Source organism: Nocardia sp. NPDC101769 (assembly GCF_044766925.1).
Taxonomy (GTDB): Bacteria; Actinomycetota; Actinomycetes; order Mycobacteriales; family Mycobacteriaceae; genus Nocardia.
Map to the genome: position 1 here is coordinate 143,840 of NZ_JBIWMX010000009.1, position 12,202 is coordinate 156,041.

10 protein-coding genes and 1 pseudogene are annotated in these 12,202 nt (G+C 69.8%); 6 read left to right on the forward strand and 5 right to left on the reverse strand.

Translation table 11 applies throughout. From position 1 onward, the window contains the following. Positions 1 to 4: 4 nt before the first annotated feature. Positions 5 to 1,423 (forward strand): DHA2 family efflux MFS transporter permease subunit, encoded by a 1,419-nt coding sequence (locus tag ACIRRA_RS17155; RefSeq protein ID WP_402768483.1) that lies wholly within the window; start codon positions 5 to 7, stop codon positions 1,421 to 1,423. Here the strand turns inward: ACIRRA_RS17155 and ACIRRA_RS17160 are convergent. Continuing rightward, entirely contained in the window at positions 1,408 to 2,598 is a 1,191-nt protein-coding gene (locus ACIRRA_RS17160) for a DUF3152 domain-containing protein (RefSeq protein WP_402768486.1), read from the reverse strand. The genes ACIRRA_RS17155 and ACIRRA_RS17160 overlap by 16 nt on opposite strands. Before the next feature lie 298 nt (positions 2,599 to 2,896). Between ACIRRA_RS17160 and ACIRRA_RS17165 the strand changes: the two genes are divergently transcribed. Further along, positions 2,897 to 3,562 carry a TetR/AcrR family transcriptional regulator gene (locus ACIRRA_RS17165; RefSeq protein ID WP_402768489.1) on the forward strand — a complete coding sequence of 222 codons (666 nt, stop codon included), beginning with the start codon at positions 2,897 to 2,899 and terminating at the stop codon, positions 3,560 to 3,562. Positions 3,563 to 3,705: 143 nt separating this feature from the next. On the opposite strand, the gene ACIRRA_RS17170 is transcribed toward ACIRRA_RS17165, so the two are convergent. The 3 genes from ACIRRA_RS17170 to ACIRRA_RS17180 all read right to left on the reverse strand — a co-directional run bounded on the left by ACIRRA_RS17170 (position 3,706) and on the right by ACIRRA_RS17180 (position 5,983). Next, on the reverse strand, positions 3,706 to 3,933 hold the full coding sequence (locus ACIRRA_RS17170; RefSeq protein WP_357002150.1) for a DUF3107 domain-containing protein: 228 nt from the start codon (positions 3,931 to 3,933) through the stop codon (positions 3,706 to 3,708). 149 nt (positions 3,934 to 4,082) lie between these two features. Next, entirely contained in the window at positions 4,083 to 4,784 is a 702-nt protein-coding gene (locus ACIRRA_RS17175) for a ferritin-like fold-containing protein (protein WP_402768492.1), read from the reverse strand. Positions 4,785 to 4,948: 164 nt separating this feature from the next. Next, positions 4,949 to 5,983, reverse strand: a complete 1,035-nt coding sequence (locus tag ACIRRA_RS17180) for an alpha/beta fold hydrolase (protein ID WP_402768495.1) — start codon at positions 5,981 to 5,983, stop codon at positions 4,949 to 4,951. Positions 5,984 to 6,462: 479 nt separating this feature from the next. On the opposite strand from ACIRRA_RS17180, the pseudogene ACIRRA_RS17185 reads away from it, so the two are divergent. The 4 genes and pseudogenes from ACIRRA_RS17185 to ACIRRA_RS17200 all read left to right on the forward strand — a co-directional run. Next, positions 6,463 to 7,834: pseudogene (locus tag ACIRRA_RS17185) on the forward strand (DEAD/DEAH box helicase); the annotation flags it as partial. Between the two features lie 1,241 nt (positions 7,835 to 9,075). Then, positions 9,076 to 10,299 (forward strand): hypothetical protein, encoded by a 1,224-nt coding sequence (locus tag ACIRRA_RS17190; RefSeq protein ID WP_402768499.1) that lies wholly within the window; start codon positions 9,076 to 9,078, stop codon positions 10,297 to 10,299. Between the two features lie 169 nt (positions 10,300 to 10,468). Continuing rightward, positions 10,469 to 11,068, forward strand: a complete 600-nt coding sequence (locus ACIRRA_RS17195) for an acid phosphatase (protein WP_402768501.1) — start codon at positions 10,469 to 10,471, stop codon at positions 11,066 to 11,068. Positions 11,069 to 11,082: 14 nt separating this feature from the next. Beyond that, positions 11,083 to 11,562 carry a GNAT family N-acetyltransferase gene (locus tag ACIRRA_RS17200; RefSeq protein WP_402768504.1) on the forward strand — a complete coding sequence of 160 codons (480 nt, stop codon included), beginning with the start codon at positions 11,083 to 11,085 and terminating at the stop codon, positions 11,560 to 11,562. A gap of 134 nt (positions 11,563 to 11,696) precedes the next feature. Here the strand turns inward: ACIRRA_RS17200 and ACIRRA_RS17205 are convergent, their stop codons facing one another. Beyond that, positions 11,697 to 12,152, reverse strand: coding sequence for a hypothetical protein (locus ACIRRA_RS17205; protein WP_402768507.1), 456 nt, complete (start codon positions 12,150 to 12,152; stop codon positions 11,697 to 11,699). Between the last annotated feature and the right edge of the window lie 50 nt (positions 12,153 to 12,202).

Consider the following 12,202-nt stretch of genomic DNA (forward strand, 5'->3'; position numbering starts at 1 on the left):
CCCCATGACCACTCACCAGCGCTGGACGCTCGCCCTCACCTCGGTGGCGTCACTCATGGTGGGGCTCGACGCACTCGTCGTCACCACCGCGCTCAACACCATCCGGGTCCAGCTCGGCGCGTCCCTCGAGGCGCTCGGCTGGACCTTCAACTCGTACACGCTCGCACTCGCGGTGCTCCTGATGACCGCCGCGGTGATCGGCGACCGCATCGGCCGCCGCCGCCTGCTCATCGCCGGGCTCACGCTGTTCACCCTCTCCTCCGCCGCCTGCGCACTGGCCACCGGCATCAGCGCACTGATCGCCGCCCGCGCGGTGCAGGGCGTCGGCGCGGCCATGATCATGCCGGCCGCCTTCGCCCTGCTCGCGGTGGCCTTCCCGCCCGCCCAGCGCGGACGGGCCATGGGCATCTTCGCCGGGATCACCGGGCTGGCCATCCTGGGCGGACCCGTCGTCGGCGGGGCCGTGGTGCAGGGCCTGACCTGGCAGTGGATCTTCTGGCTCAATGTGCCCATCGGCGCGGCGCTGATTCCGGCCGTCCGCCGCTGGGTCGCGGAAAGCACCGGGCCCGCCGCACAGGTCGACACCGTCGGCGTCCTGCTGTCCGGGCTCGGCGTACTCGGGCTGGTGCTCGGACTGGTTCGCGGCAATGCGATCGGCTGGACCAGCGCCGAGGTCCTGGGCGCACTGCTCGGCGGCGGTGCCCTGCTGGCGGCCTTCATCGGCTGGGAGCTGCGCACCCCACAGCCCATGGTGCCCATGCGGCTGTTCACCCGCCCCGGCTTCGGCGCCGCCAATCTGGCGGGGCTCCTGATGACCGCCGCGCTCTTCGGCACCGCGTTCTTCTTCGCCCAGTACCTGCAGGCCGGGCTGCACAACAGCCCGCTCGGCTCCGGGCTGCGCCTGCTGCCCTGGACCGCAACGCTTTTCGTGGTCGCCCCACTGGCGGGCGCGCGCATGAGCCGGATCGGCGAACGCCGGTTGATCGCGGCCGGACTGCTGCTGGCGGGGATCGGCCTGCTCTGGATAGCCCTGGCCGCCGGGGCCGGGGCCGGATATCCGGCGCTGATCGGGCCGATGCTGCTGACCGGTATCGGCATATCGGCCGCCATGCCCGCGGTGCAGAACGCGGCGATCAGCTCGGTCGGACCGGAGTCCATCGGCACCGCGTCGGGGATCTACAACGCCCTGCGCCAGCTCGGCGGCAGCTTCGGAATCGCGGTCACCTCAGCGGTTTTCACCGTCGCCGGCGGCTACACCTCGACGACGGCCGTCCAGCACGGCTTCCGCGCGGCACTGCTCACCGCGGCCGCCGCGGCGGCCCTGGGCGCCCTGGCGGGCCTGGGCGTCGCCAGGCACCAGCCTTCGGCCGCAACGGAACCCGTGTCCGCCGCCGCGGTGGAGGGCGCTCAGGCCCGCGGGTAGGGCCACGGGTTGAAGCGGCAGGTCTTGCCGTCCATCGGCACCACACCTTCGGGATCGAGCTTCGCGATGTCGTTGTTCCTGGTCCCGAAGGTCTGCTGCATCATGACCGGCGCCAGCCCGCCGTCGACCTCGCACGGCTGGTGCTCGTGGTAGCCGATGGCATGTCCCACTTCATGATTGATCTGGTACTGCCGGTAGGAGCCGACATCGCCCTCGAAGGCCAGCGCCCCGCGCACCCAGCGCACCTCGGAGAGCACCACGCGGCCCAGATCGGCGTTGTAGCAGGAGGAGTCGACCGGGATCTCGAAACCGCAGGACTTGCGGGTGGTATCGCGGGAGGTCAGCGAGATGCGGAAATCCGGAGTGCCGGTGTCCACGCGCCGGAAGCCGAAACGCGGATCATGGGTCCAGGACTTGGGATTCGCGAGGGTGGCGTCGACCATCTGGCCGATGGCCGGATCACCGCCGAGGCTGGCGGTGTCCACGCCGTCCTCGATCTCCACGGTGTAGGTGAACACGTGCTGGGAGCCGGTGCCGACCTGCGCGGTATTGCCGGGCACCAGGTGCCAGCTGCCGGTACCGGTGTCGGTGTAGGGCCCGCCGGGCGGGACCGCGCCGGTGGGCAGATCGGCGGCGTACCTGCCATCGCCCTTGGGTGCGCCGCCGATGATGCCGCTGGGCTTGTCGGTGTGCTCGCTGAGGCGGCCGAAGCCGGGGAGTCCGGTGCTGGCGTCGCCGGTGTGGCGCAGGGCGTCCACCGCGACCAGGACGGTGATGACGAGCAGTACTGGCAGGGCGTAGGCACGCCAGCCGTAGGTGCTCACGAAGCGGCCCAGCGGACTCTGCTTCTTGGTCTCGCGGTCGGGGCGCTGCCGGTTGCGGGCATCGGCGGGCGGGGCGGTGGGATCCCAGCGGGCGCGCAGCGGCTGGTGCGGCAGCGGCAGGCGATCACCGGCGGGCTGACTCGGATCGGGTACGGGTTCGGGCGGTGTGATGAGCCCGGAAGATATCGAGGGGCCGGTCTGCGATGCGCTGGCGCGGGTGTACAAACCGAGCGGATCGTAGATCGGCCCGCTGGGTCTTCTTCGGCGCTTGCTTCCGGCGGCCGGCACACCGGCCCCCACGGGGCGGCGCGAATCAGGCCCGCCGGAACTGCTGCCCCCATGGTCGGTCACGACTGACAGACTCTCACAGCCCGCCCCCACGCACGGAAGGGCCGTGGCCAGGCGGTGCTATTGCTGCGAGATATCTCACGCCAATGCGGCAGAGCTCACAAATCAGAACATGTGCTACACAGTTGTGATCGGCCTCGCATAATCGATGCGAGTCCCACTCGACCATCACCGGTGCTGATCGGCAACAACCAGCACACCAATATTCGGAACCTGGATCGGCACGGGCCCCATGAGCGAGTATCGTTCGTGGGATACCGGTGACATCCTTCCCACCGGGAATCAACTGGGAGAAAAGGCAATGACTGACCTCGTGGACCGGATGACGTCGCACCGCACGTCATCCGAGGCCATGGCGGCAAGCAAGCGCGGCACCCGCCTGCCCCGCGAGGCGCGCCGGGCGCAGCTACTCGCGGCCGCCAGCGAGGTCTTCGTGCTACGCGGCTATCACGCCTCGGGCATGGATGAGATCTCGCAGTGCGCCGGCGTCAGCAAACCGGTGCTCTACCAGCACTTCTCGAGCAAGCTCGAACTGTATCTGGCCGTCCTGCAGAACTACGTCGACGCCCTGGTGTCGAGCGTGCGCCAGGCGCTGCGCTCCACCACCGACAACAAGCAGCGCGTGCGCGCCGCCGTGCAGGCCTACTTCGACTTCGTCGATCACGAAACCCAGGGCTTCCGACTGGTTTTCGAATCCGATCTGACCAATGAGCCGCAGGTGCAGCGCCGTGTCGAGCAGGCCACCGAGGCGTGCGTGGACGCGGTCTTCGACCTGGTCGCCCACGACTCCGGCCTGGAGCCCTACCACGCCCGTGTGCTCGCCGTCGGCCTGGTCGGCGCCAGCCAGCTGAGCGCGCGCTACTGGCTCGAGGCGGACCGGCCGATCAGCAAGGACGACGCGGTCGACACCACCGTCGCATTGTGCTGGGGCGGCCTGAAGCACGTACCCCTGCACCCGATGGATTGAGAGAAAAGTTCTCTCATCTCTCGAAGGATTCGGGGGTAATCCCCTGAATCCCCGACAACAACAAAAGAATTGCCCCGCCGAGCTGCTCGGCGGGGCAATTCTTTTACGTCACTAGGGGTTTCAGGAAGTCCCCGAGAGTTCGGCTAGACGGCCGCGAAGCCGACGCGACCCGAAGAGGGGGTGCCGATCTCGACATAGGCGACCTTCGAGGCCTGGATCAGGAACTTGCGGCCCTTCTCGTCGGTCAGCGTGACGACGCCACCCTCACCCTGGAGCGCGCCGGTGACGGCCGCCTCGACCTCGGCGGGGGTCTGCGAGCTGATGATGACGAGCTCACGCGGGCTATCCGAAATGCCGATCTTGACCTCCACGGCCAACCTCCGAACCTAGAGTCCTGTGCTGTCCTGATCACGCTAGCGCAGCCGGGACAGCGTCCGGCCGCGACCGCCTGCGCTGTCAGCGAACAGCACCCACGGCACTGCCAGGGAACAGCGCAGACGGCGGGGAGAAACGGGGAGCGTCAGCTCAGGCCGAGTACGCGCATGCGCTCGGCGTGACTGTTCTGCATGTGCTCGAACAGCGTGGCGATGCCGTTCAGATCGCCCGTGGCGGTGAGCACCAGGTCGGTGAGCCCGTCGCGCTGCGCCATCACGTACTGCGCCTGGGTGATGGCCTCACCCAGCAGGCGGCGGCCCCACAGCGCCAGCCGGTCCCGCTCGGACCGGTTCTGGGCGACCGCGGTGCGCACCTCCTCGATGACGAACTCGGAGTGGCTGGTCTCGGCCAGCACATCGCGCACCACGTCGGCGACCTCGGGAGCCAGGGCGCCGGCGATCTCGGTGTAGAAGTCGGCGGCGATGCCGTCGCCGACGTAGAACTTGACCATCGACTCCAGCCAGGTGGAGGGGTCGGTGGAGGCGTGATAGGCGTCCAGGGCGCGCACGAACGGGGCCATGGCGTCGAAGATGTCGACGCCGCGGTCGGCCAGCGCCCGCTCCAGGGTCTTGAAGTGTTCCATCTCGTTGCCGGCCATCTTGGCGACGGCCACCCGGCCGCGCAGCGTGGGCGACAGCTTGGCCTCTTCGGCCAGTCGGTAGAAGGCGGAGATCTCACCGTAGGCGAGGACCGCGAAGAGGTCGGTGGCTCCAGGATGTTCGGCGGAGATACGGCCGTCGGAAGACTCCGAGGTAGCGCCGAGCGCAGTGGACGAGTTTGCTCCCATGGGACCCCACCCTAGCGGCCGAAAACGACGCGCATTCATCCATCGGCGACGACACCCGGGGCGCACCCCCGATATGCTCGTAATGCCTTGTAACACAACGCAATTCAGGATCGAACCGGCGATTCGTGGCTACCGCCGGCCCATCCTTCCGAGGTAGCGGCCTGTCAGGGCTGGTCGCGCAGGAACTTGTCCAGATACGTCCACGTGGTGTCACGGGCGATGAGAATGCCGAGATGAGAGCCGGGTGCGGTCTCGTACCGCACCTCCGGCGAGCCGGTCAGCGTCGTCGTCCCGTGCTCCACGGCGGCGGCCGCGGTGATCACGTCGTTCGGTCCGCCGACGAGCAGCACCGGCTGGGTGATGTCGGCCAGCGCGATCTGCCGGTCGCCCAGGTGCACCACGCCCTTGCCGATGTCGTTGTTGAGGATGAAACGGCCCCACAACTGGTTGTAGAAACGCCCCGGATAGCCGGGCAGTGAATTCTGGAACCGATCGATGGTCTCCATCCGGGCCAGGGTCGCGGTGTCCGCGAGATTGCTCGCAATGAAGAACGGCCGCTTGAGTTCCCGATCCCAGGCGGTGGCGCGGTAGGCGATCCGGGTCAGCTGCGCCGAGACCCCACCGGCGACGCGAATGGCCGCGGTCGCGGTGCGGCCGCCGTCGATGCGTGCCAGGGTGCGCAGTTCGCGCGCACCGATCATGTGGTCGTAGCTCAGCGGCGCGCCGACGGCCGTGATGGACCGGATGGGCAGCGCCTGATCGGCCGCGGCGGTCAGCAGGGCCAGGACGCCGCCGATGGACCAGCCCACCAGATCCACCGGACGGCCGCCGCGATCCGCGGAGACCTCGCGGATGGCCTCGGGCAGGATGTCCTCGATCCAGGTCTCGAAGCCCATGCGCCGGTCCTCGAAGGTGATGTCGCCGTAGTCGACCAGGTAGGGCGCCCGGCCGGATTCCAGCAGGAACCGGGCCAGGCTCTGATCGGGGCGCAGGTCGAAGCAGAAGGCGGGCGCGGCCAGCGGCGGGACCAGCAGCACGGCCGGATCGTCGGGGCCCGCGCCGTCGTAGCGGCGCAGTTCGCGATGCGGCGCGTCAGACAGCACCGTCGACGGGGTGGGTTCGGGGGCCTCGATGCCGTCGCCGAAGGTCAGCGACCACATGTTTCGGGCGGCGGTGCTCACGGTGTCTGCCAAGCTCACGGCACCACCTTCGCAGATAGTGGTACACGGTGTATCACCTATGTGAGCAACTCAACTGTCCAGGCGGTGGCCGACACGATTGTCCCCGGGCGAATTATGGTGCGCCACAATCATTAACGGCAATGCGAAACCCCGGATCAGGCCGCCTCTCACTACCGATAAGCACGCCAACCAGCGCAATAACGCCACACATTAGCGGTGGCGGAAATCAGGGTGAAGGCCGTATCACGCTACAATCTCCGCGGACGCGGAATTCATACCCGTAGTCCATGGAAAATGTGCGCGCACTCCGATCCGCAGCACTGCACCGCCGCGCCAGGTCGACGCCCATCCACCGGAGAGGCATCCCGCAGCGGCGAGAACGGATCAAGTGGTCGTCGCGGACCGACCGGGTCCGCCCCACGCCTCGTGCGCGCGAGACGCGATAAACGAGGAAAGGCAAGAACCTGAGCAAGATCACCGTAGAGCAGGAACCGGGTGTGGCGGACACGCTGCTGACCGCGGAACTCGACGACACCCACCTCGCTCCCTCTTTCGCCGAATTGGGCGTGCACCCGGAAATCGTCCGGGCCCTCGCCGACATCGGCATCGAACGCACTTTCGCCATTCAGGAACTCACCCTGCCGCTCGCGCTGGCCGGTGAAGATCTCATCGGCCAGGCCCGCACCGGTATGGGTAAGACCTTCGGCTTCGGTGTGCCGCTGCTGCACCGCATCGCCACCGGCGGCTCCGGCACGAAGGAACTCGACGGCACTCCGCGCGCCCTGATCATCGTGCCGACCCGCGAGCTGTGCATCCAGGTCACCGAGGACCTGGAGAACGCGAGCAAGTATCTGAAGGACGGCAACGGCAAGGCCGTCCGGGTCACCTCCATCTACGGCGGCCGCCCGTACGAGTCGCAGATCGAGGCGCTGCGCGCCGGCGTCGACGTGGTCGTCGGCACCCCGGGCCGCCTGCTGGATCTGGCCGAGCAGCAGCATCTGATCCTGGGCAAGGTGCAGGTGCTGGTCCTCGACGAGGCCGACGAAATGCTGGACCTGGGCTTCCTGCCCGATATCGAGCGGATCCTGAACATGGTCCCCGAGCAGCGGCAGACCATGCTGTTCTCGGCCACCATGCCCGGCCCGATCATCACCCTGGCCCGCGCCTTCCTGAACCGGCCCACCCACATCCGCGCCGAGGAGCCGCACGATTCCGCGGTGCACGACCGGATCACGCAGCTGGTCTACCGGGCCCACGCGCTGGACAAGAGCGAGCTGGTCGCCCGCATCCTGCAGGCCGAAACCCGTGGCTCGACAATGATTTTCGCACGCACCAAGCGGACCGCGCAGAAGGTCGCCGACGATCTGGCGGAGCGCGGCTTCGCCGTCGGCGCGGTGCACGGCGATCTGGGGCAGATCGCGCGCGAGAAGGCGCTCAAGAAGTTCCGTGAGGGCAAGATCGACGTGCTGGTCGCCACCGACGTGGCCGCCCGCGGCATCGACATCGACGACGTCACCCACGTCGTCAACTACCAGTGCCCGGAGGACGAGAAGACCTACGTGCACCGCATCGGCCGCACCGGTCGCGCGGGCCGCACCGGCGTCGCGGTCACCCTGGTCGACTGGGACGAGCTGAATCGCTGGGCCCTCATCGACAAGGCCCTCGACCTCGGCATCCCGGAACCGGTGGAGACCTACTCCCGCTCCCCCCACCTCTACGCGGAGCTCGGCATCCCGGAGGGCGTCACCGGCGTCATCCGCAAGCGCAAGCCCGAGCGCGACGAGGACGCCGTCGTGGTGGAGCGCGAACGCCGCGACACCCGCAACCGCAACCGCCGTCGTACCCGCGGCGGCCGGCCGGTCGAGGGCGAGGCGGCCGTGGTGACCACCGAAGCCCCTGCCGCCGAGGCCGATTCGGCCGCCGGTGATCCGGAGAAGACCGGCCGCCGTCGTCGCCGTCGCCGTCGTGGCAAGGGCGGCAACACCCCGGCCGACGCTATCGTCGCGACCACGGTCGAGACCGAAGTCGACACCGACGGCCCCGCCGAGGTTGCCGACGTCGTCGCCGAGGATGCCGCGGACGGCGCCCGCCGGGGGCGCAAGCGCAGCCGCCGTGCGGGCAAGGGTTCCGCCGAGAGCACCGGCGTGACCGAGGCCGCCGCCGACATCGTCCCGGAGGCCACCGCCGACATCGTCCCGGAGGCCACCGCCGACATCGTCCCGGAGGCCACCGCCGAGACGCCCGCGCCGGTCGAGGCGAGCGTGGCCACCACGACGGTCGAGCCGGTCACCGACGCCGACGCGGTCGTGGCCGACGCGCCCCGCAAGCGCACCCGCCGGACCAAAGCAGCCGTCGAGGCCACGGTCACTGCCGCTAAGGCCCCGGTCACTGCGGTCGAGGCCCCGGTCGCCACGGAGTCGGCCGTCGTCGCCGAGACCGAGGCGGCGGCTCCCGTGACCGCCGAAGCGGACGCGCCCCGCAGGCGCACCCGCCGCACCAAGGCCGCCGTGGCCGAATCCGGCACCGGCGCAGACGGTTCCGCCGTCGTGGTGGAATCGGCTGCCACCGACGGTGACTCGGCCGAGCCCGCGCTGCGGGCGCCGCGCAAGCGCACCAGCCGCGCCGCGAGCACCGCGCCGACCGCCGACGAGGCCATCGCCGACGCCGAGGTCGCCGCGGAGGCTCCGAAGAGCGCACCGCGCAAGCGGACTCGCAAGGCCGCGGCCGCGACCGTGGACGCCAACGGCGCCGCCGAGGCCCCGGCCGAAGCTGCGGAAGCGCCGAAGGCCGCGCCCCGCAAGCGGACTCGTAAGGCGGCCGCGGCGACCGTGGACGCCAACGGTGCGGCCGAGGTGGTCGCGGAGGCGGCGGACGGTACCGAGGCGCCGAAGGCCGCGCCGCGCAAGCGGGTCCGCAAGGCCGTCAAGGCGGAGGTCGAGGCGGTCGAGTCGGGTGCTGCGGCCAGCGGTTCCGACGAGGCCGCGGCGGCGGCTCCGGTGCGGCGGACCCGGCGGAAGAAGGCCGACGTGGACGCCGAGGCCACCGTGGTGGTGACCGACACCGCGGTCGCGGCCTCGGCCTAGCCGCGCGGATCGGTTACTCTCGCTGTCGTGCTCGCACCCGAGCGGCGGACGCGCGCCGATATTCTCACCGCTGTCGCGATCGCCGCTCTGGTGGCGATCGCGGCAGCGGTCGTGGTGCTGACCAGCGATGTGCGCGGCACCCACGCGCAGTCCGCGAACCACACCCTCACCCCGCCACCGGCGGCCGACTCGGTGCCTACGCAGGTCAAGGAGCTGTGGCACGCACCGGACGGCGCGGCCATGCGCTCGCTGACGGTGGGCGCGGTGGCCGTCACCGCCGAGGACGGCACCGTCACCGGGCGGGATGCCCGTACCGGCGACGAGGTCTGGAAGTACCAGCGGGACATGCCGTTGTGCGCGGTGGAGGTCCAGTTCGGGACGGTCATCGCCACCTACCGGGATCAGCGCGGCTGCAGTCAGACCACCCTGCTCAACGCCGAGACCGGGACCCGGGTGACGGCGCGGTCCAGCTACATGGACAAGCAGATCACCCTGGCCCCGGACGGCACCTACGTGCTCGCGCTGGGCGACGACCGCCTGGAGATGTGGCGCTCGGATCTGGTCCGCACCCTCGAGTACGGCTATGTGGACGCCCCGGTGAATCCGCACACCCAGCCGCGCACCGACTGCCGCCTGCTCTCGGCGGGCTCGGCGCCCAGCCGGGTGGCGGTGCTGGAACGCTGCCCCAAGGATTCCGCCGACCGGCTGTCCATCCTCAATCCCGCGCCCAAGGACGGCACGGTGCCGGAGGAGTACAGCACGCACGTGCTCAACGAACCCGGCGGCGCGGTGGACGGGGCGCGCGTGATCGCGGTGTCCGACACCCGGACCGCGCTCTACCTCCCCGCCACCCCGACCACCCCGCCGGTGCTGACCATCTATGACGTCAGCGGCAATCTGCTTGCCACCCACCAGGTTCCGGCCTTCACGGACACCGCCATGGTGGCGCGCCTGTCCACCGGTTTCTTCGTCTTCACCGGCGACAGCCTGATCGCCCTCAACCCCACCACCCTCGACCCCCAGTGGGGCGCCCAGCACGTGCTCGGCACCCCGGCGCTGATGGCCGGCCAGCTGGTGGCCCCGGTCCCGGACGGCCTGGCCATCCTGGATCCCGCCACTGGCGCGCAGGTCTCGCGAATCCCGCTGCAGCGCAGCGACTACCACAACGAGCCCATCGCGCTGAGCGTTTCGGGCAGCGTCTTCCTGGAGCACCGGGGCACCCAGGTCTACGGCGTCGGCACGGCCTCTTGACCCCGGCCGCCCTCGGCGTGCCGTCGCGACAACTGATTTCGCAAGGCTCCGGGTAACTCCCCGGGTACGTCCAGAATCGGCTCGGCTCCCGACCGCCGGGTGCCCGATTCCGACCGGCTCTCTGCCGCCCGCTGTGTATTCGGGGAGGCGGTGGAGCATGATCGAATTCATGAGTGGTGACGAATTCCGGTTGGTAGTGCTGCGACACGGGGAGACGGCCTGGTCGGCCGCGCGCCGCCACACCGGCCGCACCGATGTGCCCCTCACCGAGATCGGCGAGGCCCAGGCCCGGGCCGCCGGAAAACTGCTGTACGACATGGAATTGCGGAATCCGCTGGTGCTGTGCAGCCCCCGGCAGCGCGCGCTGCGCACCGCGGCGCTGGCCGGGCTCCCCGGCGTCATCGTCGACGACGATCTGGTGGAGTGGGACTACGGCGAATACGAGGGCCTCACCACGCCCGAGATCCAGCAGATGTCCCCCGGCTGGACCATCTGGACCGGCGAGCCCCCCGAGGGCGAGACCGCCGAGCACGTCCGCAAGCGCGCCGACCACGTGCTGGCCACCGTCATACCCGAGCTCGCCATCCGCGATGTGGTGCTGGTCGGCCACGGTCACTTCTCCCGCGCGCTCATCGCCCGCTGGGCCGAGTTCGAGGTGATCGAAGGCCGCCGGTTCTTCCTGTCCACCGCCGCGGTTACGGTGCTGGGACACGATCACCAGGCTCGAACCGTGCTCGCGCACAATCTGGTTCCGCCGCTCAACCCGTAGGAAGGGGCCGCCGAATGATTCGCCGCGCCACCCCCGCAGACATCCCGGCGCTCGTGCAGCTCGTTCACGATCTGGCCGAGTACGAGAAGGCCGCCGACGAGTGCACCCTCACCGCGGCCCAGCTCGAGACGGCCCTGTTCGGGCCGCAGCCCGCGCTGTACGCCCATGTGGCCGAGAGTGATCAGGGCGTGGTGGGCTGTGCCATCTGGTTCCTGAACTTCTCCACCTGGAAGGGCGTGCACGGGGTCTATCTGGAGGATCTCTACGTCAAGCCGGAGGTCCGCGGCCGCGGGCTGGGCAAGAGCCTGCTCGCGACGCTGGCCCGCGAGGCCGTCGAGCAGGGGTACGCCCGCGTCGACTGGTCGGTTCTCACCTGGAACACCCCGAGCATCGACTTCTACGAATCCATCGGGGCCGAGCACCAGCACGAGTGGACCGGCTACCGCCTGCGCGGCGCGGCCCTGGCCCGCCTGGCGGCGCACGCCGACGACTGAATTCGCCGCGGCATCCGAATTCGCCGCAGGATCGCTGGAAAGCGCTCGCTCACCCGAGAGGTGGGCGAGCGTCCGAAAACTCGCTCACGGGCCACTGAGCAACTAATACGGCGACTCTGCGCAAAGGACTGGGACTACTCCTCGACGGAGCCGTAGCCCGCGGCCATCCACCGATTCGAGGCCGGAGCGAACAGCGCACCCAGCGCACCCAGCGCCAGCAATCCCAGCGGCGCCCCGAACTCGGGCCGGCCCGAGGTGAACATGTAGTACGCGACACCCAGCAGCAACAGCTGGGTCAGCGTCGCGATGGCCCGCCCCCACCGCTTCCCGCGCATCAGCCCGATCCCCGCGGCCAGCACCGCGCCACCCAGGATGGCCGCGTACCCGGCGGTGAGATAGCTGTTCTTGGGACTCTGCGCCGACCCGTTCACGCCGACGATGATCAGCACGACCATCGCGACCAGGCCCAGCGCGCCCTCGAGCGCTACCAGCGCGCCCGCCACGCGCACCGTCGCCGGCACCGCGTCGCTCTCGCCCGCGGGCTTGTTCTCGCCCACGGGCTTGTACTCGCCGTTGTTCTCCTCAGCCACCCGCCCAGCCTACGACCGAGCGTCGTTGCGCAGTGCACCCGTACGGCCGA

Coding starts and splice junctions, on each gene's coding strand:
- ACIRRA_RS17165 (WP_402768489.1), top strand. CDS start 2,897: ATGACTGACCTCGTGGACCGGATGACGTCGCACCGCACGTCATCCGAG.
- ACIRRA_RS17200 (WP_402768504.1), top strand. CDS start 11,083: ATGATTCGCCGCGCCACCCCCGCAGACATCCCGGCGCTCGTGCAGCTC.
- ACIRRA_RS17195 (WP_402768501.1), top strand. CDS start 10,469: ATGAGTGGTGACGAATTCCGGTTGGTAGTGCTGCGACACGGGGAGACG.
- ACIRRA_RS17155 (WP_402768483.1), top strand. CDS start 5: ATGACCACTCACCAGCGCTGGACGCTCGCCCTCACCTCGGTGGCGTCA.
- ACIRRA_RS17175 (WP_402768492.1), bottom strand. CDS start 4,784: ATGGGAGCAAACTCGTCCACTGCGCTCGGCGCTACCTCGGAGTCTTCC.